The organism is Paenibacillus sp. IHB B 3415 (genome assembly GCF_000802655.2).
GTDB lineage: Bacteria > Bacillota > Bacilli > Paenibacillales > Paenibacillaceae > Paenibacillus_AQ > Paenibacillus_AQ phytohabitans.
Genome location: NZ_JUEI01000048.1, coordinates 1 through 25,242 on the forward strand (window position 1 = coordinate 1; position 25,242 = coordinate 25,242).

Consider the following 25,242-nt stretch of genomic DNA (forward strand, 5'->3'; position numbering starts at 1 on the left):
CAAATGTTCACCGCAGTGACGATGAAGCTTCAAGTTCAAAACTTAAGTGCATCTTATATAAAAGCTACAATTGGGGGCGCGCCTTGTGATGCTCTGTATGTTGTTCAAAGGCATGCGCAACGCGCAGTACCGTACTCTCATCAAACTCTTTGCCGATAATCTGCAGGCCGACAGGCAGACCTTCTGCAAAACCGCAAGGAATGCTGATAGCAGGAATACCAGCCAGACTGACAGGAATGGTCAGAATATCATTCAGGTACATCGTCAGCGGATCTTCGGTCTGCGAGCCCAGCTTAAAGGCTGTGGTTGGCGCAGTCGGACCGATAACGACATCATATTTCTTGAAGACTTCATCAAAATCCTGCTTAATCAGCGTGCGGACCTTCTGCGCCTTCAAATAGTAAGCATCATAATATCCGGAGCTCAGTGCATAGGTACCGAGCATAATCCGCCGCTTGACTTCAGGTCCGAAGCCTTGGCTGCGGGAGTTATGGTACAGGTCAAGCAAACCGCCGCCATTGTCTACACGAACCCCATAGCGGACGCCGTCAAAACGGGCCAGGTTGGAGGAAGCCTCTGAAGAGGAGAGCAGATAATAAGCGGCTACGGCATATTCAGTATGCGGAAGAGAAACTTCTTCCCACACGGCGCCAAGACCTTCAAGTACTTTAAGCGCTGACAGCACAGATTCGCGGACCGATGCGTCTACGCCTTCGCCGATGTATTCCTTCGGCACTGCAATACGCAAACCGGAAATATCGCCGGTCAGTGAACTCAGATAATCAGGTATGCTGACCTTGGCCGAGGTGGAATCCTGGGCATCATACCCAGCAATAGCCTGCAGTACATACGCGGAATCCTCAACGGTGCGGGTAATCGGGCCAATCTGATCCAGCGAGGAGGCAAATGCCACCAGACCGTAACGCGACACTAGTCCGTACGTCGGCTTAAGGCCGACCACTCCGCAATAGGAAGCCGGCTGGCGGATCGAGCCGCCGGTGTCGGAGCCGAGGGTAAAGAACACTTCTCCGGCCGCAACCGCCGCTGCCGAACCACCGCTCGAACCGCCGGGAACACGCTCCAAATCCCATGGATTACGCACAGCGCCGAAGCTGGAATTCTCATTCGAGCCGCCCATGGCGAACTCGTCCATGTTCAGCTTGCCGATCGTTACGGCATCGGCCTGGCGCAGCTTGGAAACTACTGTGGCATCGTAAACCGGCTGGAAATTGGTCAGGAACTGGCTGGCACAGGTGGTGCGCAGACCTTTGGTGACAATATTATCCTTGATTCCGGCAGGAAGTCCGAACAGCAGACCGCGCGCGGCTCCGGAAGCCAGCTTGTCGTCTAGTGCGCGTGCTTGATCACGGGCACCCTCTTCATTCAGCGTCAAAAAAGCATGAACCTTACTGTCATGCTCCGCAATGGCAGAAAGCGACGCTTCCGTCAGTTCACTGACCGAGACCGCTTTACTGTGCAGCATGTTATGTACTTCAGGTAATCGATATTGAAACAGGCTCAACTTGCTTCCTCCTCTCAGGCTTTAGTTATTCCAGAACAGCGGGAACTTTGAAATGTCCGTCTTCATCTTCCGGTGCGTTAAGCAGAGCTTCCTCCTGGGACAGGCTCTCCTTGACCACATCGTCACGCATCACATTGCTGACTTGCAGCACATGTGTGGTCGGCTCTACATTCTCCGTGTCAAGCTCATTCAATTTCTCGGCATATTGTAAAATAGCATTCATTTGTTCGGTGAAGGTAGCCTCTTCTTCCGGGCTTAATTGCAGTCGCGCCAGCTTGGCCACATGCTGCACATCTTTGACGGTGATGCTCATAATGAATATCCCTCCTGTTTAAAGGGCTAAAGCGCCCGGATAACGTTTTTAATTATATTGTAGACGGCCTTACAATTCAATGCGCTTGTCGATTGAGGGAGATATATGCAGCAAAAGACCCGCACCTGCTGATTGTGGCAGGAAGCGGGTCTTTGACTGATTAAGCTTAATCCGGCTAATGATTCAACCGGTAATACAGGTCATTCCAGCGCAGCTCATTTTCAAGTGAAATCAAGGTGCTGGAGGCGTCGATGACAAGACACTCGATTCCTGCCATGCGCGCCCAATCCCGGAGCTGTTCACTCGTTGTGTGGAAGGAAAAGGCGAAGTGATGTGCACCCCCGGCCAGAATCCAGGCTTCCGATGCACGGGTCAAGGACGGCTGCGGCTGCCAGAGCAGGCGCGCTACCGGCAGATGAGGCATTCTATGTTCATTCTGTACGGCATTCACTTCATTGACGATCAGGCGGAACCGGTCGCCCATATCCACCAGGGTGGCATTGATTCCTGTGCCGCTTGCGCCGTTAAATATTAGACGCGCCGGAGCTTCCTTGCCGCCGACAAACAAGGGATGCACTTCAATCCTTGGTCTGTCCGCAGCCAGGGACGGGCAGATCTCCAGCATATGTGAACCCAGCACCATTTCATTGCCCTTTTGCAGATGATACGTATAATCCTCCATGAAAGAGGTGCCTTGATTCCCGGCCATAATCTTCATCATCCGTACCAGCGCGGCCGTCTTCCAGTCGCCTTCACCGCCGAAGCCGTAGCCTGCCGCCATCAGCCGCTGAGCCGCCAGCCCCGGCAATTGCTTCAGTCCATGCAGGTCCTGGAAGCTGGTCACGAACGCTGTATATCCGCCCTCCTCCAAAAATTCGCTCAGCGCAATCTCCATCCGCGCCTGTTCACGAATGGCTTCCCGTTCAGCGCCATCGGCGCGACCCTGATCCGTAAAGTCGTATAATTCCGCGTATTCATCCATCAGCGTACGCAGCTTGGCATCACTTACACTTCGAACCCGTTCAGCCAGATCGCCGGCCGGATAACCGTTGACCGTCCACCCCAGCTTGATTTGCGCCTCCACCTTATCGCCTTCCGTCACCGCGACATCACGCATATTATCGCCGAACCTGGCGATTCTCATCGTCTGGCTCCCGGTATAACCCGCCGCCGTCTTCATCCACCCTCCGATTCTTGCACGCACCTCTTCATCCTTCCAGTGGCCTGCAATAATCTTTCTGGGCATTCGCAGGCGGGCGCCGATAAACCCGAACTCACGGTCGCCGTGCGCCGCCTGGTTCAAGTTCATAAATTCCATATCAATACTGTCCCAGGGAATCTCGATATTGTATTGGGTATGCAGATGGAGCAGCGGCTTGCGCAGCTGGGTCAGCCCTGAGATCCACATTTTGGCCGGAGAGAAGGTATGCATCCATGTGATCACACCCGCGCAGGTCCCGCTGGAATTGGCTTCAAGGCACACTCGCAGAATCGCTTCCGGAGCCGTGACGGTTTCGCGGAATTGGATCGGATACGGAAGGCCCCCTTCGCGGTTTAGCTCCTCCACCATTTTCCTGGAATTCTCCTCCACTTGCTCGAGTACATCCTCTCCGTACAAACCTTGGCTCCCTGTGACAAACCAGAATACATAAGGCTTAGCCTGCAGCATATCAAATTCCTCCGTTTGTTCAACTCGTTTTGAATTTCAATTCAATTTCGTAATGAACGGCTTCTCCAGGCTCAAGCAGCTTCGAAGAATGCGCTCCGCGCTCTTCCGCTCTCCCCCGGGTCCAGCAATTGGCCGGCTCGAGTCCCAGCACATGTTCGCCTGCTCCGGGCATTCTCCACTGCACCAGTCTGGGCAGCGTCCGCTGATCCCACTTCAGCTCTGCCGTCAGGCCTCCCGCAGAAGAGGATAAGCCGGGTACAGGAAAAGAAGGGCTGCTGATTTGTGCGCAGATGTACGTTTGTCGTTCCAAAGGCTCATGGTAATACACTTGTTCCTTAAAACGTTGATCCGGCGCCTGCCATTCATGTATCCGTAATATCTCCATATCATCATCACGCGGAGCACAGATGCTCTCCGGCAATATGATCCTGGTATCCTCCGCAAGCAGCGGAAAGCCAAAGTTGAAATGATACAGCATCAGATGCGGGGCCGGTGTAAAGCCTGCATTCTCCACGCTATCGTTAAGCTGCAAGCTGTTCTCTCCAAGCCTGCTTGTAATCGTGCGGGTCAAACGCAGCTTATGCCCGAAAATGGACGTCTCCTCTACGACTCCCCGCAGGCGTATCTCATATTCATTGCCTTGCCATTCCGCTTGATACGAAGCCTGGCGTGCCGGCGTATGATGGATTTGCCCATGCAATCCATAAGCTCCGTATTCGTCCCGGCCGGCCGCACCTGCTTGTGACAAGCCGCAAGTCATCAGCAAACCGCCGGAAGCTGTCTGCAGCCAATGATTCCCTTCTTCCCTGAAATAAGCAGCATGGGGATCGCCGTTGCCGGCAGACCAGCTAACCGGAATGCCGCAAAATTCAGCCAAAGAGATATCCATTCCTTTCCCGGGATGCACCCAATAGGAGAGCCCTGAGCCCGTCCGCACACGGAACACTTCCTGACCGGCCTCCGGCCCCTCTCTCATTACAAAGGGCTGCACTCCCGCAAGCTGCTCTATTCGGCCTACTCTGGCCTCCAGCTCGCGCCGGGTCCATTCTCTGCCATAAAGTCTTGCCATACCGCCATTCCTCCTGCACCCGGGAAGGCAAGCCTCAAGCTTGTCCGGCACTCCCGAAAATTCTCATCGTGCGCACAATATCCTGCTGCACTGCTTCCATAGCCCATCTGGATATGTCATGATAATAGCTTTTGTGCTGCTTCGCGCTGTTGGCCGCCAATTTCGCCTGGAGGGTATTCGCCACTTCATGCGCCATATTGGAATAATAGTTGAGCTTGCGGATGCCGCACTGTATGGAGGTGATATAGGCGGCTTCATCCAGTCCGGACCCGCCATGCATCACCAGCGGCAGGCCGGTAAGCTCTTTGATGAGCTTCAACCGTTCAAAATCCAGAACCGGTTCTGTCAGATAAACACCGTGCGCAGTCCCGTAAGCAACGGCGAGCGCATCGACATCGGTATGTTCAATAAAGGTTTGTGCTTCTTGGGGATTGGTGTAAACATCGTCCGGATCATATTCTTCTATTTCTTCCTCCGCTCCGCCGCCCTCCGGACGCAGAATCTTGCCAAGTTCGGCTTCTACGGAAACTCCGAGCGCCTTGGCGATTTTGCTGATCTCATTGGTCTGCCGGATATTCTCATCCAGCGGCAGATGCGCACCGTCGAACATCACCGACGAGAAGCCGAGCTGCATCGCCCGGATCAGAATTTCGTGATCCTGGCCGTGATCCAGGTGTACCGCAACGGGAACCTGCGCTTGCCTCGCAGCCGCCAGTATAATGGGAGCGATCACCTCAAGCGGAACAAGCGGAATATGCACTTCCGCAAAGGAAAGAATGACCGGTGAGCGCGCCTCCTCGGCCCCGGCAATGATTCCCCGGATCATCTCCAAATTAATCACATTGTACGCGCCGACGGCATAACGTTTGGCTTCGGCATCCTTCATTAACTCTTTCAGGGTCACTAATGGCATTCTTCAGCATCTCCTATGGATTTGACATGACGTTGTTCACCGCTTGATACAGCCGTTTATATTTGGCGTAATTCTCATCATAGTGCCTGCGGTTCTCCGGGCGGGGAAAGAAGGTAGCGCCCACCTTCACCAAACGGCGGGCAGCTTCTGCATAGGAAGGGAATACTCCCAGCGCCACCCCGGCCAGAATGACCGCTCCGAGAATACCTGCCTCTTCGATATCAAGGGCGATGACGGCCCTGTTCATGATGTCCGCCTTGATTTGCAGCCACAGGGCGGACTTGGCACCGCCTCCGCAGGCTTTTAGTTCCCTGATACTCATGCCTGCTTGCTCCAGGCAATCCAGATTGAGCCTCATCTCATAGGTGACGCCCTCCATCAAGGCTCTGTACAGTTCACCCTTCGTGGTGTTGAAATTCAAGCCCGCGATGACCCCAACCGCAGCCGGATTCATGTATGGAGTGCCTGAGCCGGCAAAATGCGGAAGTACCAAGATGTCCGTGGGACCTTCTCCGGCGCTCTCGCCCATAATCTCATAGACACTCCGGCCGGACTCATCTGCCGCACATTTCTCTTCATAACCGAACTGGTCCCTATACCACTTGAGCAGGGAGCCGCCGGTGAAATTAAACGCATAGGTGGTATAACTCCCCTGGATATAAGGAACCAGCGCCAGCTTGCTGAGCGCAAGCGCTTGGTCATCGACCTGCATGGTATGGAAGACCGGTGTAATGCACTCTACGGTGCCAATGCCGTCTACGGCTGAGTCTTCTTCCGTGACTCCCGCGCCAATGGCAGCGCATACCTGGTCATGTCCGCCGAGCACCAGTTGAAGGTGGGCAGGCAGCCCCAGCGCCTCAGCCGCTGCGGGTGAAATCCGGCCGAGTCGTGATCCAAGCTCCAGCGCCTGGGGAAATATCCCGCTCCTTAAGCCTGACGCCCGGATAATCTCCTCATCCCACTCAAGCCGGTGAACATCAAAGGCCATCGTTCTGGACGCCAGCGAGTAGTCGATCACGGGTCCTGCACCCAGCTTGTAGAGAATAAATGAACCAAACGGCAGAAAGGTATGAAGCCGCTCATAAATGTCCGGCCGCTCTTCCCGGTACCACATCAATTTGGAGAGGGTGTACATCGGATGGGGATGAAGACCCGTCTTGCCAATGATATTCTCTTCTCCGATATGCTCCACCAAAACCTCCAGTTGCTCGCTTCCCCGCTTGTCAATATACAGCAGGCTGTTTCCAAGCACGCAGCCCCCGCTGTCGAGCAGAACGGCAGCCTCCCCAAAGGAAGAAACGGACAGGCCGGCAAGCATGGCAGGCGGTCTGTCATACTTAATCATTGCGGAACTGATCACAGCTTGAACCGCTTCCCACACCCGCTGCGGACTCAGCTCATAACAGCCGCTTTCCGGCGATTCCATGGGGTATTCCCTGTATGCCTGGGCCAGCACCTCACCCGTTGGAGCCATGATCAGGCATTTCGTGCCTGTTGACCCGATATCTAGGCCTATAAGATCGACGGCCATGTCCCCGATTCAGCCCCTCTCCCCATCCGGGACGTATTTCACACCGGCTATACTGTAGCGCTCAGAGATTATGTCTTGTTCATCTATTCTCAGACCGCCTTCTTGGGTCACTTGTATCTGGGCAAAAGGCAGACTCTCAGAAATCATGGTATAGCTGACTGCATCATCACATAAAAGCGAGCATTCCCCTGCTTCCGCACCGTACAGAACAGGCTCTACATTAAAAATGGTGTCGTCCCGGACACATAGAACAGGCTCTGCCCAAGGAATTAGCGCGCCCTGTTTGATATACAGAGGAACTTCATCCTCAGCAACCTGGCGCGAAACCCATTGTCCGCCGTTCAGCCACTCTCCGGTCAACCATTCATACCAGCGGCCTTTGGGCAGGTAGAGCTTACGTGTGTCACCGTTACCATAGACAACAGGAGCAGCCATAAGATCCTCTCCAACCATGAACTGGTCGAAGCAATCCAGCACCTCAGAGTCACCCGGGTAATCCATCACCAAGGGACGTATAGGTGGTACTCCCTGCTGGCGGTATCTGCCAAATGCGGCATACAGGTAAGGAATCAGACTCATTCGGATTTGCAGAAGCTTTCTGCATTGCTGCGCCAGTTGCGGCCAATCCTCCAGCCATTCACCGGCATGGTTCTTGTCATGATCGAATTGCTTCCACGGCGGCGAAGGAATCATATAACAGTTAAGCACCGCCAGAGGCGAGAAAATCACAGCGCCAATCCGGCGCAGCAGTTCTTCCCTCGTTGCTGTCTGACGGACCTCCGGCGACCAGAGTAAACCTGAGAAGGACGCTGTGGCGAGCCCCCGTACGAAGTCTTCATGGTCGTAGAGGTCGCTGTACAGTACATAGGGATAGGGCGCCGCGAGCGCATGGGAAGCGCGCACCTGTCCATAGGTCCGGCGATCCGCTGCCTTGAACGGGGCGAGCATCGTTTGCTGATAGAGCTGGCCGAACAAGCTGTGCATCTGCTCCCCGTCCGCCCCTCCCGGAAAACGGGCGAAATCGGGAAAGCCCCAGTTGCCGATATAATCGCCGTTATCGCATTCATCCAGCTTGAAGCCTGACAACCCCACCTCAATGAAGGGCTGATGAATGTCAGTGAAGGCTTTCCGGGCCTCAGCTTGCGTGAAGTCCGGCACCAGGCCGTCCCACACATAGCTGTCGGCCGAATAAGGCTTCAGCTCCGGGAAGACAGGACTATCTGGATGCACATAAGCATGTTCCCACAGATTAAGCCGATACCCCATATCATTCAGATCCTGGATCAGCCTTTTTTCATCCGGAAATCTGTTGCTGTCCCACACATAGGTACAGGAGTAGGCGTTCGTCTGCCAGCCGGGCTCCAGACCAAACATGTCGCAGGGCATCTCATCTTCCCTGATTTGCCGGGCCAGCTGCAGGACATCTTCCTGATCCGCATGCCAGTCGGCGCGGTACATGACACCCAATCCCCACATCGGAGGTAACGCCCCGCCGCCGCTGAACAGATTATAGCGGCTGACCGCGTCCTTCATATCCCCGCCGCAAAACACATAAATATCTACTCCTTGCGCCGCAGGGATATCCACCAGCATATTGCCGCTTCCCTTTTTCACTTCCCAGTGCCCCTTCTCGGTGCCTGCCGATTCGAAGCCTTCCAGATCCTGCTTGCTGCCAACTCTCTTGCATCCTCCGCTGAAAAAGGTCGCGTACCGGGCCGTATCCACCAGAATGGCATAACCGGCAGTGCTTACATAAAAGGGAACCGGCGCATGGGAGTCACCCAGATCCGCCGACGGGTCGGAATTCGTGCGCAGCTTCTTCTTGCTGCCGCTCTGTCTGAACGATTTAAGCTGTAAGCCCAAACCGTATACTTCCTCTTCCGGCTCCAAGGGAATCTCCAGCAATACGGAGCCCTGGCGCGGTTGAAAATGAATGTCCTCCCTTAGAAAGGGAAGCGGATGATCTTCAAGCGCATTCAGCGCTTCGAGACATGTGACGGGCTTCAATACCGATACCGGTGTAAATTCTTCGGGTGTTCCGAAGGTCAGCTTAAAGATTCCACTGGCAATTTTCTGCATAATCCATTTCTCCTACTGTAAATAGTTTTTGGAACTATCCCTTCACGCTTCCCAGGACGAGACCAGACACGAAATAACGCTGTAAAAAAGGGTAGACGCACAAGATGGGCAACGTGGCCAGAATGATCTGCGCGCTCTTGGTCGTGCGCGGTGAGATGCTGGCCAGGAGTGCGGCGTCCTCAGACCTCACATTGCTGAAATCGAAGCTGACAATAATGGAGCGTAAATAGGTGGCGAGCGGATAGTTCTCGGTCTGGTTCATGAAGATCATTCCGTCAAACCAGCTATTCCAATGCCCTACCATAGCCAGCAGCAGGATGGTCGCAAAGGCAGGCAACGACAGTGGGAAATATAACCGCCACAGGAGGGTCCAGTGTCCGGCTCCATCTATGCGGAAGGACTCATCCAGTTCCCGGGGCAGTCCTCTGAAGAAATTGATCATCAGAACGATGTTGAAGACCGCCAGGGCTGTCGGCAGGACCAGTACCATCATGGTATCCAGCATGTGGAGGGATTTCACCTGCATGTACAGGGGAACGATGCCTCCGCTGAACAGGATGGTGAACATGAAAAACCATACATAAAACGTCCGCATGCTGAAATCCCTGTTCTCCCTGGAAAGGGGATAAGCCGAAATAAAGGTAACCAGCATCTGCAGGGCGCTGCCCACAAGCACACGGATCACAGCCACGCCCAAGGATCTTAGAAATTCCGGACGGGTAGCGATAAATTTATAAGCGTCCAGTGAAAAGTCCGACGGAAAAAACCGTACCTTCCCCATCGCCACCGCCGAGGCGGAGCTGAAGGAAATGGCTAACGTATTGACAATCGGCGCAATGCAGAGGATTCCCAAGAGAATGAGAAACACTTTGTTGAATACTGCGAACACGGTGCTGCCGTTCAAACGGTATTTCACCCTTGCTCCCCCTTTCAAAAAATGCGGTAATCGGCAAACTTATAGGCCATATAATAGGAAACTGAAATAAGTACTCCGGACACCAGCGATTTAAACAGTCCTACGGCTGTCGCTACGCTGTACTGCGCCTGATTGAACGCCAGCCGGTAGACCAGCGTATCCAGGATATCCCCGGAATCGACCACCAGCGGATTGAGCAGCATGAATACCTGCTCAAACCCGGCGTTCAGCACATTGCCCAGACTGAGAGTAGCCAGAAGAATGATTGTGGGACGAATGCCGGGCAGCGTAACATGCCAGATCTGCCGCCAGCGGCTGGCTCCGTCAATCATGGCTGCTTCATATAAATCCGGATTGATGGAGGTTAGCGCAGCCATATAGATAATCGTATTGAAGCCAAAGTTCTTCCACACTTCAGTAGTGACCAGTACGCCGGGGAACAGCCGGTTGCTGGACAGGAAGCCCACCGGATCTCCGCCAAAGGCCTGGATGAGGCTGTTAATAACCCCCTCCAGACTGAGGACATCCAGAATGATGCCGCCGAGCACCACCCAGGATAGGAAATAAGGCAGGTACATCGCAGTTTGCAGCACCCGTTTCAGCTTCTGGCCGCGCATTTCGTTCAGCAGCAGCGCAACGACGATAGGCACAATCAATGAAAATACAATTTTCAAAATCGAGATATAGATCGTGTTATACATGACTTGCCCGAAGCGGGGCATGGAAATAATATATTTGAAATTGTCCATCCCGACCCATGGACCCGCAAGCCAGCCCTTGAACACGCTAAAATTCTGGAAGGCCATGACAATCCCCATCATCGGGATATAGCAGAATAGAACAGCCAGTATAATTCCCGGTATCAAAAACAAATGGTACGGTAATTCATGTCTGAAGCGGCTCTTCAGGTGCAATGCTCTCACAATAGGCTACCCCTTTCATCACAAGCTGGCGTTGATCTCGTCCAGAATCTGTTGGCCGCCCAGCTTGTGCCACTCGGATACGAAGGTATCGAAGGCATCAACAGGCTCTGCACCCATGATGATCTTCGTGAAAATTTCACGTTCATAATCGCCCAGAATGCCCATTTTGTTCAGCATCGTTTCCGTGGTGCCTCCATAAGCCTGGGGAATCAGATGATCCGTGCCATAGCCCTCCACAATCGTTTTGAAGGCTTTGACCTGGTGATATTCCATATAGCCGGTCCCCTTGCCGTCCAGATAAGCTACGCTCGGTTCGTATTTCCCCGTCTCGGTCAGAGCCTGATCCAGCTTGCTGGGATCGCGCTTCTCGATGGCTTCGATCAGGTATTCCAAAGATTTCACGGTAGCATTATCGGTCGTGAGGGTCCGGGCCAGGGACAAGTGCCCCTGTTCCACAATGGTCTGCCCTTTTTCGAAAGCAAAGAATTTCTTGACCTCGGGATCATTCCGGTTCGGACCGTAAGCCATCTCGTTGTAATCATTCAATAATTGGACGAGAATTTCGGGATGCTTATAGTCTTTGTTCACCGCGTAGTAACTCACCACGGTTGTGCCTACATTGGCAAATACATCCTCGCCGTCGGCGCTTGGGGCCGCCAGTGGAGTCCAGACCATATCCGGCTGGCCTTCCAGGCCCGTGCCGTACATGTATACATTCCAGCAGCGCCCATAGCTGATTCCGTATTTGCCGCCGCTGACCTCCTCCGTTACCTTGGTCGTATCCTTCATGCCAAACTCAGGATCAATCAGGCCGGCCTGATACATTTCTCTGAGCTTGGCCAAGGCATTCTTCATTTCAGGCTGCACGCTGCCGTAGGTGATTTTGCCGTCATCTCCTTTGAGCCAGCTCTGCGGATAGGCATGATAGCCGTTGAAGAATCCGGTGGTGGAGGTAATCCCGTCGAATAGCCAGTTGCTGAACGCCAGCCCGCCGGTGTCGTCGATGCCGTTGCCGTCCGGGTCCTGTTCCTTGAAGGCCTTGGCCACCGCAATCACATCGTCAATGGTCTTCGGCACTGGTAAGTTCAGCTTATCCAGCCAGTCCTGCCTCACCCATAGCAGACTGGGTTCATAGATGACCGAGGTCGTGTAAGGCAAAGCCATGAGCTTGCCGTCAAAAGTAGCCGAATCCATCGCAAGGCCGCCGTCACCGGTGAGAATCTCCTTCGTCAAATCAGAAGCATGCTCCTCGAAAACATCGGTCAGATCCGCTGTCATATCAGCCTTTACCATGGTCTCCAGTTGGTTGGTGGAGGCTTCGATGACGATATCCGGAATCGATCCCGAGGCAATGACGATGTTCAGCTTCTCATTGTATTCATTCTGCAGAGCTGTCCATTCGTGTATGACGTTCAGATTGAACTTGTCAGCATAATGCCGGTACCAGATGTTGTTCGCAAAATCATCCCCTGCGGGATACCCCCAGGTGGGCAGGGAATAACGGCCTACCCGCAGGTCAATGGGTTGCTTCGGATCGGCACTGGAACTGGCAGTGTCTTTGGTATTGGTATTGGATGGTGAGCTGCAGGCTGTCAGGGCCAAAAGAACGGTACTAATAGATAAAGCGGCAATTTTTCTCATGATTTTGCTTCCCCCTCATATTCGGTTTCTGCATGATCTCTTTATTGCACAATCAGAGCCGGCTGGCCCCAGAAGGCCCGGTCATATCCGTAATCGCCCAAAGAATCGGTGATCAGGGTGATGATGACCGAAGTTCCGGCATATTCGGCCAGCGGGATACTGAACGGCGTCCAGGCCCCGCCCGGAATTATATCCTGCGACCACTTTACCGTTCCGTTCACCGCTATGCGGAAGCCGGCGCCCTGGGAGGCTTCCGATCCGTCCTTAATGCCGGCGAATCCTTGCAGTACAGCCGGAGTGCCCGCCGGTAAATTCAAAGCATATTCAATATGCGTCTGCCCGTGCTGCGGCGGGTGGGCATCCAGCCCCTGCTTCTCAACACCGAGCACAGAGCCGCTTCCCGGGAATCCGCCGAACGGAGACTGGGCTTGCCCTTCGCTTCCGTCCTCAAACACCAGGCTCGAATGATATGGAGCTCCGGGTAACGATAACGGCAGCTGCACAGGAGCAGACACGTTGTGAATCAGATACACCGTACCCGAGGCAGGTGCTGTAATTTCGTAGTGATGGTTACCTAGACTTACAGACGAGGCTGCTCCGTAGCTGGATTGCACCACAGTTAAGGGCAGCGGGCTGTTCACCTTGAAGTTTACGCTGCGATTACCGCCGTAAGTTGCAACGGCTACCGTCGGCGCCACCCATACGGCAGAATCATTGTCCACCGTCACACCGGGATGCGTCTCCAGCCGGAGGGTCACTTCTTTGCCTGCTAATTCCGACAAATCCAGCTCCATGGCTGTGGGTGAGGCGCTTCTGCTGAACTGCTCTTCACTCAGCACCGTACGGTCCCCAGGCGCTTCTGCCTTATCCCAAGCGGATACCTTGAAGGTGACACCGTCACTGCTCGCAACGTTCTGCTCGGAGCCCAGCTGCACACCGGCTTGGAAGCTCGCTGCCGTTGCTGCGGGCAGACTGATATCAAATTCCAGCCAGGTATGCCCGCCTTGCCACTGTCCTGCGTAAGGCGGATGGGCCAGGATCCGGTCGCCCCAGTGCTGCACAGTTCCTCCTCCGGGGAAGGAGTAGGAGAATCCGCCCGTGGTAGGGAACGGGGCAGCGGTAGTATGGACGGTACCGTCTCCCAGAACCTCTCCTGCTCTAACCGGTCCCTCGTAATTCAGCAGATCTATATCCCCGGACTGAAGCTTGTCGTCCATAACGATGGTGGTGTGGGTGGACCGGCTGGACAGCCGTTTTAGCGCCACATCCTCCGGCCACTCATAGACATGGAATCCCTCGGGATCACGGACCTGGTTCAAATACAGATACGTTTTGTCCGGGTCCAGCCCGAACAGCTTCTGTTCGTCATAGAGCAGCCACCCCGGAATGCTTCCCGGCAACGGATAGGTCTCTGCCCCGTACAAATAACGCATGATGTCGGTGCCCCCGCCGGAAGGGTTCCCGTCGTAGGCGGTCAGCTTCTCGCCATAGGAATCGCGCACATATTTGGCACTGCCGCCGTTTGCTGTCCTAAAAGCAAACAGAGTGGGATCTGACATATTGCTGAAATCGGCTGTAGGCTGTGCGCTCTGGTACCAGCCCGCTTCATCCAGCAATTGTTCCATCAGCGGGGTAGGATTGGCGATCTGGCCCAGATTAGGTCTTGTGAGCATCGGAATAGCCCCGAGTCGGTTCTGAACAACCTTATGCCAGGCCATGAAATAATCCTCCGTGATCGGATTCGCATGATCGGGATGACCGTAAATGGTCGTATACGGGGCAAAAATCGCTGAGCTGGCCGGAACCACCTGATTGATTTTGCTGTCATCCCACGTTCCGCTCGCGGAGAAGATGCCATAGGCATGGCGCTGAGCAAAGGACTCATACCGTGTCGTGATTTCATTCAAGCTCTCCCCGCCCAAGGCGATATCCGGCAGCGCTTCTCTAAGCTCGCGGTGCAGGGCGATATTGCCTTGCATCATGTTGTTGCCGTCAATTAGGCCGTTGGCATCGTTATACATGAGCAGCGACTGGTCCAGATGCAGCGCGTCCGGTCCGACCTCATCCACCAGGGCAGTCATCTTGTTAACGAAGAGTTCCCGCCACGCCTCCGCCGCCGGATTAATAACGGCAAATGAAATCTGTTCCGATCCTGCCGTATACTCCCAGCGCTTCCTCTCCAGCGTGAACGGATCTTTCACCTGATAGGGCTGCATCTGTGTGTAATTTTCGTTGTTAAATGACGTTCCAAATATATTTACATACAGCATCACGCGGAAACCCAGCGCCTGAGCAGCGTCGATCCTGGCTGCGATATCCGGCTTAGGCTCATAATTGGGAAAATTCACATCATAGGGGTCCTCTCTCCAGCCAGGAACAACCAGCAGCGTCCGCTCCGCATCTACCCGCTGCGCAAGCTCCTCAAGCATCGGCTGGTCTTCCAGATCCGTCAGCACCGTGAATCCCATATCCTTGGCCCAATCCGGTGCCTTCGCGGAAGATTCAGCTAACCCGAAGGCGCCATCTGCCCACTCCCGGTACATCGCCGATCCTTTTGCCCAGTCACCGGCGTAGGCTTTAAGCCGCCAATCGGTGGAGACCGCCTTGGTCGTTTGCTGAAATGGAGCGGGCGCTTGCGTCTCTATTCCAACATAGAAGCTGCCATTCTCATGCTTCACATGCAATGTTTTGAAGAAATCGGCATTGTCATCCGCATGAACCAGCAGTCCGCCATCTGCCCCCTGCACAAGAAACATCTGCGCCTCCCAGACATCGGGATAGGTGAACTGGGAGAAGCCATAGGCGGCGTCCGGTGATTCGGCAGTGAGCCGAATCCCGCCCAGTGCAGGAATAATCAGATCATACGTATCGGGGATAATGAATCCCCATTGCACGCCCGATATGCCTGGTTGCTCTGTCTGCGCATGTTGGCTGACGGTCAAGGTACCGTCATATTTACGGGCAACCGTCGTCTCCAGCTCAGCCAGCGAAGTGCCCGACCCCCATGTATGTTCATAGGTGACATGCCCTCTCTTCGCTGAAACGGTGGAAGCTGCCGTATCATTCCACAGATTGTTCTGCGCCAGATGGCGGATACCGGTCAGCTTGCCTTCGTTGCCGCGGGCCAGATTTATCGTTCCATAGGTGAAGTCGATGGCTGCCGTGCCTGAATCAATCGTCACCTTCACATTAGCTGTATCTGCAAAACTAAGACCCGGCAGACTGCCACACAAAAGGATACACGCCACACATACCATCACTGTTCTTCTGACAACATTGATCATTACCTATCCCCTCTCTTCATCCGGATTGGAATGGACCTACATTGCAAACTGCCTGGTAATGAATTCCGCACTCCCCTCACTCACGAACAGCCCCATCCCTCCTTGCTGGAAATCATACAGCCGCGTGCTTAACGCGAGTTCTTCGTTCACATAGACTACGCATACCTGATCTTCCAGATATATGCTTAACGAGCAGGCGGTTCCGGGCAGCAATTGCAGCGGCCGCTCCATGCCGACGGCGTAGGGGACATCTCCCTTCCTCGGCCACTGGTCAACAACAATCCGGTTACGGCCCGGCTCCAGCCGGATCATATACCCCTGCCCGAACTCCTGATCGGTCCGCAGCACAATGCCGCAGCCCCGGGTGCCGGGAGCGAACGTTATCGTCGCCTCCAGCTTGCAGGCGCCGTCCGGTAATGGCCCCGCATAGGCACCGGCGAAGGAATCGGCTGCCGTAACCGCGGCCGTGCTGCCGCTGAACTTCCAGCGTCCGAGCACTTCGGTGAAGGATAAAGCGCTTTCCTGATTGAATGCAGCATTCAGGGTATCCGGCACTTTTACAAGCAGCGCACCATCCGTGCCCTGTACGACTTCATGCACAACCAGATGTCCGCCCCATTGCCAGGTGCCCCCGTCATGCTCACCTTCCCGCGTCGGATTCCATCCGAATGCATAACGCCGCTCACCGTCAGTCCAGGTCTTGGCGGCATAAAATGCCCGGGTGTCGAGTGCATCATTCTCGGGCGCCAGCCAAGGTCCCTGCAGCGAGCGGCTCATCCGGTAATGCGTGACCGTGCGGTCGGAGAATGTCGAGTACAGAAGGTACCACCATTCCCCCATCCGGAACAGATCCGGGCATTCGTGAGTAGTATACAAGTAAGGAGCCCAGAACGGATCGCGTACCTCCCAGTCGGTCAAGTCTTTCGAGGCGCATAGGGCAACGCAGCCGCGGCGACCCGCGGGACCTTCCTTCAAACGGGCGGCAAGAAGCATCCAATATTCCCCCGCCTCCTCGTTCCAGAACACAAAAGGATCGCGCCAATCATGCTCTTCGTAGCCCTCCGTTGGCGCGTAGAAAGCATCCTCCGGCCGTTTTTCCCAATGTACAAAATCGCTGCTGACCGCATGCATCACTGCCTGCTGCGCCTTGCCCTCCGCCGGATAATGAAAATTGTTGCCGGTATAGAAAATATGATAAAGTCCGTCTTTCTTGAGCACGCATCCCGTATAGATATACAAGTCCTGCTCTGATACCCCTCCCCTGGGCAGAACCTCTCCGTATTCCTTGTAGTGAATAAAATCTTGGGTCCCCAGCAGAAACCAGGGCGTGCCTTCACCGTGTCCTTCCCTGTCGCGCCAATCTTTCAAATACAGCAGCTTGAACTCGCCGCCTTCATAGAACGGTATAACGTCAGCCAGCCAGCCGTCTTCAGGCTTGTAGAATAATTTGCTCATGCTGTTTGTTCACACTCCTCAATACGTCATGTAAGATGGATTATTGTGCAGAGAGCCAGTCATTCATTTCTTCCAGAATCGCCTTGCCGCCAAGCCTGTTCCAATCCGTTACGAATCGATCGAATTCATCAATGGAAACCGCACCCATAATAATTTTGGTGAAGGTTTCTTTCTCGAGTCTGTCCAGCATGGCCCACTTCTCTGTCATCGTAGGGGTCTGTCCGCCGAAGGCAGTCATCAGCAGCCGGTCGCCACTATAGTGGTCCATGGTCGTCTCGAACCCGAAGTATTGATGGGCAACGGCCCAATTGTCCATATTCCCGGTTGTCAGGTAATCAAGAGTTGGCCCGTATTTGTCGGTTTCGGTGAGCGCATCCTTCAGCAGGCTTCCATCCTCGTTCCTGATGGCCTCGCGCAGTAACGACAACGACTCTGCCACATCCTCGTTGGATACACCGGATTGGACAAAGGACAGCCTGGAGGTGTTGATCCGTCCGCCGGCTTCTTCCACGGTAATGAATTCGCCTTCGCCGCGTCTGGAGCCGTGAACCACCTCTTCATGCAGGTTCAGCATTTTCACCACAGCCTCCGGGTGCTGATAGCCTTTGCGCACTACGACATATCCGCTGGCCGAGAAGCCTACGCTGGCCTTGGCCGGCACGCCATCCACCGAAGGCACCGCATACGGCTTCCACTCCATTCCGGGGTTTTGCCGTACAGCATCCAGGAATACATAGGGATTCCAGTTGGCGCCGAACGTCATGCCGAGTTTGTTCGCGGAGATATCTTCCACCACCTGGTTGCTGTCCTTGACACCGAATTCCCGGTCCAGCTGCCCGCTCTTATACATCTCCTGAAGCTTGCCCAGCGCACGCTTCATCTCCGGCTGTATGGAACCGTAAATCACTTGACCGTTCCCGTCCTTGATCCAGGTCTGCGGATAGGCGTGATACGCATTGAAGAATCCCGTAACTGAGGCAATGCCGCCATACAGGTAATTATTGATGGCCAGGCCAAAGGTATCCTGTTGGTTGTTGCCGTCGGGATCTTCCTTGGTGAATGCATCAGCAATCGCAAATACCTCCTCCAGCGTTTTGGGCTCAGGCAGACCCAATTTGTCCAGCCAGTCCGTACGCACCCACAGCAGATTGGCTTCGTAGATCGGAGCATTGACGATGGGAATGGCCAGCAGTTTGCCGTTGAACGTGGCGGAAGCCAAGGCCGCGCCGCCGTCTCCCATCTGCAGTTTTTTGGTGCGGCCGGAAGCGTAGCGCTCGTAGACCGCCGTCAGATCTTCCAATTGATCCGCATTCGCCAGCTGTTTGAGCTGGCCTGCCGAGACGGAGAACATCTCCGGCAGACTGCCCAAAGCGATCAGGACATTCAGCTTGCGGCTGTACTCGCCCGGCAAAGCGATCCAATCGTGTTCAATTTCGATGCCCAGCAGGCTGCGGTACTCCCGGTACCAGATATTATCTTCAATGCTGTCACCGCCGGGATACGTCCAGGTCTGATCGACCGGACGCGCGATGTGAAGCTGAATCGGCGGATCGTATTTTCCAAACGGGTAGACTTCATATTCCGCAGCGTTCAGGCTTCTGTCCGTTCCGGGACTGCTCGCACTCAGCAGAAGCGATAGAACGATTCCGTAAGACGTCAAGACTGCCAATCTCTTTCCCTTCACTTCTTATCCCCCCTAAATCTTGGTGGGCCTTTCGTGAAAGTTCGCCTTATTTAGCATTATTATAGGCTCACTTCCCCTAGCCCCTCTACTCGCCGATTTTCACTTTTGATTATCCGATTTGGATAAGGTATGCCGCTCTCTGTATTCCTGGGGAGTAATGCCTGTCTCCTTCTTGAAAAAGCGGTAGAAGGATTGCTCCGTCATAAAGCCGACCGCTTTCGAAATGTCCTGAACAATCAGACTGCCGCCCTCCAGCAGCTTCTGGGCTTCCGCCAATCGGGAGGAGGCCACGTAATCCGGCAACGACTGGCCCGTTAATCGTTTGTACAACCGGGTCAAGTAATACGGATTGTAGCCTACGACATCACCGATCCGGGTCAGCGAGAGATCGCCTGCCAAGTGGTGCTCCACGTATAACCGGACGCGGGTAATCAAATCATGCTCGCGGTAGACCAGGTCATCTTGCTTTTGTTCAAACAGCTGCATGGCCAGCGCCGACAAATAATCTTCCGCGCTCTGCCAAGAAGGGTGGGCCTCATATCTTGTAAGCTTGTCCAAATCAATGGACTCTCCGATGACCTCATGCAGTTCCCAGCGGTTCATATAAGACAGCAACAAACACATGAGCGAATAGTAGATCTCCAGCTTCAGCCGGTTGTCGGTGCCACGCGCAGGGGAGGCCAACGCTGCCAGCTTGCCGAATTCGAGAAAAAAATGCTCCTGCTGTCCGTTGTCCAAATAAGCCGCCATGGCTCCCAGCTTCCCCAATTGGCTGCTAATTTCATGATGTTGCAGTTCCGCCTGCTGCGCCTCCTCTCCAGCTTCCTTGCGCCGTTCGATCAGGACAAGCTCCTTGCCCATGCCGAGTCCCCGTCCCAGCAGCGCCTTCAGGGTGCTGAACTGCCGGGGCGCCTCCTCCCAGGGGCGAAATGCTGCACCGGCCGAGAACGACAGCCGCAGCTTCAGCAGCCGCTTGCAGCTCATGGCGATCGTCTCAAGCATCCCATGGATGAACCGGAGCGCCCTCGCCCTGTCCTCCGGAGCGTCTGTCATAGGCTGCAGCAGCCACAGCAGCTTGTTCTTCTCATAACGCAGACTGAGGCAGCGCACGGAGGGGAGCCAATATTCTTCGGCAATATTCCGGATAGCGTACAGCATCAGCTCCCTGTCTGCTACACTAAGCTCGTCCCTCCAATCGTCTACACGCCCGATGGCGAGCATTACGCCGCAGCCGGCATCCAGCGGGCATTCCAGCTCCTGCAATTTGTGTGCAAGCTGGCTTACGAGCGGGTTATCCCCCTGCAACAGCTCCAGCAAATAATCGCCCAGCAGCAGGGGACGGACAAGCTGGAGCTGCCGGTGTGCCCGCTCGATCAGCTCCTCTGCTTCCACCGCCGCATATAGCTGCGCAGCGGCCTGCTCCACAGCGTGAAGAATCGCTTCCTCGCCTTCTGTCTTTAGCAGATAGTCCACCCCGCCGCCACGCATGACTTGCTGTATATAATCAAATTCGTTATATCCGCTCAAAAAAATAATTTTGCACCACGGCCAGTGACGTCTGATTTCCTGCTGCAGTTCAAGCCCGTCCATTCCCGGCATGCGGATATCGGACAATACAATATCGAACTTCATCTTTCCCAGCTGCTCCAGTGCCTCCGCAGCGGAATACGCACCATATACCTCCAGCTCCAGCTTGTCCCAATGGCCGAACAGATCAAGCAGGTTCCGTACAATCCACCGTTCATTATCAACAATCAGCAGTCTGATCATGGCTGTCTCCCTTCTTCCCGTCTTATCATCAGCAGCACCTTCAATCCGCCCAGCCCGCTGCGTGACACCTCAATTCCGAACGCCGGGCCATAGTTCAACTGAAGCCGGCGGTGCACGTTCAGGATTCCTGTCATCTCCATGGCTTCTTCAGCAAGGGCCAGCGTTCTGCGCAGCGCATTCAGCTTCTCGTCGTCCAGCGATTCGCCATTGTCTTCAACCCCGATGACAAGCCGGTCCACTCCTTCCTCCCGGAAGGATACCCGCAGAATCCCTTCTGCCAGCTTGTTCTCCAGCCCGTGGGCATAAGCATTCTCAATTAATGGCTGGACAATGAGCCGAGGCACCATAGAAGTCTCCCACCCTTGCGGTATGGGCTCCAGTTCGGCTGTAACCGTACCGGAGAAACGTATGTTCTGAATCTCCACATATGACCATGCATGCTTCATCTCTGCAAGCAGACTGACCTGCTCCGCTCCACTACGTGTAATAAACTGAAAATAGCCGCTGAGATGGTGAAGCATCCGGTCGGCTACTTCATATTCCCTCATCCGGACGAGACCCTGGAGAATAAAGAAGGTGTTGTAGAAAAAATGGGGGTTGATCTGCGATTGCAATTGCTTAAGCTCGGATTGCTGGGATCTGATCTGCTGCTCATACACTTCATGAATCAACTCCTGAATCCGCTCCAGCATATGGTTGAAGTGATTATACACATAATTGAATTCATCCTGATTGCCGTGATACAGCCTGACGCTCAGATCGCCCATCTCCACTTTCCGGAAGGAAGTAATCAGCCGCCTCATCGGCTTATGGATAAACCGGTATATCCAGTAAGAGAAAACTACGGCGAGCAGCAAAGCGATCAGCGACTCTCCCCAAATCCAGTTGCGATGCTTGTTCAGAGGCTGGAGCACCGTTTCCGCAGGAACAAAAACGGCTAAAGTCGTCCCCAGCAGCGGTGAATATTCACTGGCTCCAAAATAGTCAATGCCTGCTGACTCCAGCCGGTATTGGCCGGACTCGCCTCCGTCGTTGAGCAGTTCCCCCCGCAGAGCTTCCCCGAACGCAGCCAGCAGCGAGTCCTCCACACCGGAGGCAATCTGCCACTGACCGCCGGTGTCCATCCATAGAGCTCCGCCGCCCTCTCCCTCGGCCATGCTGGAGAGTGAGCGGAGAATCTCCGGGCGTGACAGCTGAATTTCGATGGCCAGCACAGGCGGGCGGCCGGCGTACACCGCATCGGGGTAGACGCCGCTCATCAGCAGCTTCTCGCCCATGCCGAAGATCGGTGATTTCATGTGGGCCGGGTTCAGAATGTCCTCCAGTTCTTCAAGCGGCATCGCACTGTCGAAATTGTTGGCATTGATGCTTCGGTCCAGGGAAGGAATATACAGCTTAACGTTCTCCACGAACGGGCTGGAGCTTTTGAGCAAATATAATTTGCTCTTGGCGGATAACAAGGCGCGGGTCCGTTCATAATCGTTCAACTGGTTCGGAACCGTCGCCAGCAAGAGCAAATCATCGTCATTGACATACTCCAGCTTCAGCCGCGTCAGCCGCGTCAGCTCTGTCTCCAGCGAAGTCAGATAGAAGTGGACACGGCTGGCCATGGATTCCGAGATTTGCTTCTGGACAACCTCCTGTCCGGATTGATTCATGACCAGGCCCCACAGGTAGAGCGGAATAATGACAAGCAAGAAAGCCATAACAAGTTTGGGATATATTGAAAGCGTTCTCATAAATCTGATCAATAGCATCTCTCTCCTTCATCAGCCTTCCCTGTAGTCCCATCATACCTCTGCAGCAGGCCCTTAAACAATAATAAAGAGAGGCGGTTAGCCTCTCACATTTCAAGCAGAAATTGTATGGTTTTGTCCTCGAAGCCCGGCAGCCGTTCATGGATAAAATCGGGATAGATCTCCAGTTTCTTCTCGCAGCGGATTCGGTTGTAGGCGGCGAATTGTGTCGAAGGCGGACACACCGTATCCAGCAATCCCACACCCATCATCACTTTCCCGCTGATCCGGTCCGCCAGGTGTTGAACATCAATGTAGCCGAGCCGTTCAAAAATCTCATTCTCCCGAAGGTGCTGGGGATCGCGGTGACGGAAAAAAGTCCGCAGTTCCTCGTAGGCATCTCTGGCCAGGTCCATTTCCCATACCCGTTTATAATCACACAGGAACGGGACACTGGGCGCAGCCCGGTTGACCCGCGGCTCAAGCGCCGCACAGGCCAGCGCCAGCCCCCCTCCCTGCGATCCGCCGATTGCACCGACGCGGGCGGCATCCACTTCCGGCATGTCCATTACAATTCCAGCCAGCTGCGCCGCATCAAGATAGATCTGCCGGAACAGCAGCCGTTCGGGCGCATCATCCAGTCCGCGAATCAGGTGCCCTTTATGTGTGGTCCCTTTGACCCCGCCAACATCTTCGGACAGTCCTCCCTGGCCTCTGCAATCCAACGTGGCTATAGTAAAGCCCAAGGAAGCATAGATCAGCTTATCGGCCCAGTCATCCGAGTGGTGGGCGTACCCGTGGAACTGCACTACCGCCGGGTGCGGGCCGGCAACATGCTTCGGCTTGACCAGCTTCGCATGGATACGTGCTCCGCCTATCCCCGTGAAATACAAATGGTAGCATTCGGCGAACGGAACCTGAAACTCGCTTCTCACCAGTTCAACACGGGCATCCGTATTTCTCATCTCTTGCAGTGCTTGTTCCCAGTAAGCCTCGAAGTTGGCCGGACGGGGATTACGTCCCTCATAAGTCAACAATTGTTCTAACGGCATATCGACTAGCGGCATTAATATGCGCCTCCGTCTCTCTTGGTTTGTGTGTCCTATATCAAATACAGTACAATGTTGCCAGCAACGCAGATCAGCCCGGAAGAAAAGGAGGCCGCACCATGAGCTTGTTGTTCAACCTGCCCGAAGTCAAGGAATTGCTGCGCAATTTCTATACATTGACCGGTATCCGCACAGTGATTTTCGACAATTCCTTTACTGAGCTGGCTGCCTATCCCACCCGCCATTCGACATATTGCCACATCATCCGGAGTGATCAGCGCGCAGAGGCCCAGTGCATCCTCTGCGACCAGGCAGCCTGCACCCAAGTGAAAAAGGAAAAGACCTTATACACCTATCAATGTCATGCCGGACTTACAGAAACGGTGGTTCCTATTCAAACGGACAATCAGGTCATCGGGTATATTATGTTCGGCCAATTGCTGCAGACCGGGTCCCGCGATGAGTTATGGCAGAAGGTCTGTGAAAATATAAGCCCCTATAATGTGGATATGAATAAACTGTACAGCGCCTTCCAGCGAAAAAAGCACATCTCCAAGGAAGTCATTGATGCTTACGCCAAAACCATGGAGATGAGCGCCAGCTACCTGTATCTATCCCGGATGCTGGTTCTGAAGGAGGATACGCTGGCACAAAAGATCAACGGTTATATTACAGAGCATATCCAGGAACCGCTGTCCGTTCCCGTTCTGTGCAAAGAATTCAGCATCAGCAAATCCCATCTCTACAAGCTCTCGGAGCAGAACTTTGGCATGGGCATTGCGGAATATATCCGTAGCCTCCGTATTCAAATGGCCAAAAGGCTGTTGGGTGACACCGATAGTCCGATTTACGAAATTGCGGAGCAAGTCGGCATTCCCGATTATAATTACTTTACCAAAGCCTTTAAAAAGGTCACCGGCACATTGCCCAGAGTCTACCGCAAAGAAAACACTTTACAAGGACGCACTCTGGACCGGTTCTGATTGCACCTGAGTGGAAGCGTATACAGCAGGGAAGGCGCCATGGCAGCTTCCCGCAATAACCGATTTTTATCACCCCCAGCTTATAGCAATTCTGCCTGCTCTTTGCTGATCTTATCATCCGGTCCCTAGAGCAAAATAGTAATAAACGTTTCAGTTAATAGTCATTTTGTTTCAAGGTGTGCACTACTGTACGCGAAAAAAATGCTAATTCATTTCTACATTTTCACCGGTTAGGGTGATGCGTGCTTGGCTGGGCACGCGACAAACAAAAAAGCCGGCTTTCGCCGGCTCTGCTTAAATCCAAGCGCGAAGATTCACCTGTTTGATGAAATCCGCCTGGGACAAACTTTCTTTGGATGTTGTCTCCAGCTCTTCCGCTTCAACTTCCTCACCGTTCATCAAATGATGGAACAGCTTCTCGTTGTATGTCGATAGAGCATAATCTATCAAAGCTTCGTGCGTGGCTCTTTCAGCTTCTAGTACCAGCAATTGCTCTTCGGCCTCAATATCCTCCGCCGTAACATAGAAATTTCTATTGGCCTCGGGAACACGAATGACATAATCAAACGCATTATCTGGATTGCGGTCGTAAGCAATTAGGTAGCCGTAGTCTCCGATAGGAAGACTCTGCTCAAAAGCGTCCGCGACAATGACAATCTTCTCTCCTAAACGCAGCATCGTCCTACCTCCTGACCAAAATCTATC

The 25,242-nt window shown here is 54.1% G+C and carries 18 protein-coding genes; 1 reads left to right on the plus strand and 17 read right to left on the minus strand.

Annotated features, from left to right (window positions below):
* Positions 1-64: 64 nt before the first annotated feature.
* The 16 genes from gatA to QW71_RS20865 all read right to left on the minus strand — a co-directional run bounded on the left by gatA (position 65) and on the right by QW71_RS20865 (position 23,572).
* A complete protein-coding gene (gatA, locus tag QW71_RS20790; protein WP_039303057.1) occupies positions 65-1,522 on the minus strand; it encodes an Asp-tRNA(Asn)/Glu-tRNA(Gln) amidotransferase subunit GatA in 1,458 nt (485 codons plus the stop codon).
* A 25-nt stretch (positions 1,523-1,547) separates the two neighbouring features.
* A complete protein-coding gene (gatC, locus tag QW71_RS20795; RefSeq protein ID WP_039303062.1) occupies positions 1,548-1,835 on the minus strand; it encodes an Asp-tRNA(Asn)/Glu-tRNA(Gln) amidotransferase subunit GatC in 288 nt (95 codons plus the stop codon).
* A gap of 175 nt (positions 1,836-2,010) precedes the next feature.
* Positions 2,011-3,504 carry an L-arabinose isomerase gene (araA, locus tag QW71_RS20800; protein WP_039303066.1) on the minus strand — a complete coding sequence of 498 codons (1,494 nt, stop codon included), beginning with the start codon at positions 3,502-3,504 and terminating at the stop codon, positions 2,011-2,013.
* Between the two features lie 19 nt (positions 3,505-3,523).
* Positions 3,524-4,573, minus strand: coding sequence for a DUF4432 family protein (locus tag QW71_RS20805; RefSeq protein ID WP_039303069.1), 1,050 nt, complete (start codon positions 4,571-4,573; stop codon positions 3,524-3,526).
* 34 nt (positions 4,574-4,607) lie between these two features.
* Complete coding sequence (locus tag QW71_RS20810; protein WP_039303072.1) at positions 4,608-5,486, minus strand: class II fructose-bisphosphate aldolase; 879 nt, start codon at positions 5,484-5,486, stop codon at positions 4,608-4,610.
* A 13-nt stretch (positions 5,487-5,499) separates the two neighbouring features.
* The gene (locus QW71_RS20815) at positions 5,500-7,017 is read right to left on the minus strand and encodes an L-fuculokinase (protein ID WP_039303075.1); all 1,518 of its coding nucleotides are present in this window, start codon (positions 7,015-7,017) and stop codon (positions 5,500-5,502) included.
* A 9-nt stretch (positions 7,018-7,026) separates the two neighbouring features.
* Entirely contained in the window at positions 7,027-9,096 is a 2,070-nt protein-coding gene (locus tag QW71_RS20820; protein ID WP_039303078.1) for a TIM-barrel domain-containing protein, read from the minus strand.
* 34 nt (positions 9,097-9,130) lie between these two features.
* Positions 9,131-10,012, minus strand: coding sequence for a carbohydrate ABC transporter permease (locus QW71_RS20825; protein ID WP_039303080.1), 882 nt, complete (start codon positions 10,010-10,012; stop codon positions 9,131-9,133).
* A 14-nt stretch (positions 10,013-10,026) separates the two neighbouring features.
* Positions 10,027-10,935 (minus strand): sugar ABC transporter permease, encoded by a 909-nt coding sequence (locus tag QW71_RS20830; protein ID WP_235441514.1) that lies wholly within the window; start codon positions 10,933-10,935, stop codon positions 10,027-10,029.
* 18 nt (positions 10,936-10,953) lie between these two features.
* Positions 10,954-12,576 (minus strand): extracellular solute-binding protein, encoded by a 1,623-nt coding sequence (locus QW71_RS20835; protein WP_039303084.1) that lies wholly within the window; start codon positions 12,574-12,576, stop codon positions 10,954-10,956.
* Between the two features lie 41 nt (positions 12,577-12,617).
* Positions 12,618-15,860: a DUF6259 domain-containing protein gene (locus tag QW71_RS20840; protein ID WP_039303087.1), complete on the minus strand. Its 3,243-nt coding sequence runs from the start codon at positions 15,858-15,860 to the stop codon at positions 12,618-12,620.
* A gap of 36 nt (positions 15,861-15,896) precedes the next feature.
* Complete coding sequence (locus QW71_RS20845; RefSeq protein ID WP_039303091.1) at positions 15,897-17,315, minus strand: GH32 C-terminal domain-containing protein; 1,419 nt, start codon at positions 17,313-17,315, stop codon at positions 15,897-15,899.
* A 40-nt stretch (positions 17,316-17,355) separates the two neighbouring features.
* The gene (locus QW71_RS20850) at positions 17,356-18,999 is read right to left on the minus strand and encodes an extracellular solute-binding protein (protein ID WP_052770112.1); all 1,644 of its coding nucleotides are present in this window, start codon (positions 18,997-18,999) and stop codon (positions 17,356-17,358) included.
* Between the two features lie 99 nt (positions 19,000-19,098).
* A complete protein-coding gene (locus QW71_RS20855; protein ID WP_039303093.1) occupies positions 19,099-20,769 on the minus strand; it encodes a response regulator in 1,671 nt (556 codons plus the stop codon).
* Positions 20,766-22,520, minus strand: coding sequence for a sensor histidine kinase (locus QW71_RS20860; protein WP_052770113.1), 1,755 nt, complete (start codon positions 22,518-22,520; stop codon positions 20,766-20,768). Before QW71_RS20860 ends, QW71_RS20855 begins: the two co-directional genes overlap by 4 nt.
* A 92-nt stretch (positions 22,521-22,612) precedes the next feature.
* Positions 22,613-23,572: an acetylxylan esterase gene (locus tag QW71_RS20865; RefSeq protein WP_039303096.1), complete on the minus strand. Its 960-nt coding sequence runs from the start codon at positions 23,570-23,572 to the stop codon at positions 22,613-22,615.
* A gap of 101 nt (positions 23,573-23,673) precedes the next feature.
* Between QW71_RS20865 and QW71_RS20870 the strand changes: the two genes are divergently transcribed.
* Complete coding sequence (locus QW71_RS20870) at positions 23,674-24,537, plus strand: PocR ligand-binding domain-containing protein (RefSeq protein WP_039303098.1); 864 nt, start codon at positions 23,674-23,676, stop codon at positions 24,535-24,537.
* 294 nt (positions 24,538-24,831) lie between these two features.
* Here the strand turns inward: QW71_RS20870 and QW71_RS20875 are convergent, their stop codons facing one another.
* Positions 24,832-25,215: a hypothetical protein gene (locus QW71_RS20875; protein ID WP_039303101.1), complete on the minus strand. Its 384-nt coding sequence runs from the start codon at positions 25,213-25,215 to the stop codon at positions 24,832-24,834.
* Positions 25,216-25,242 lie beyond the last annotated feature (27 nt).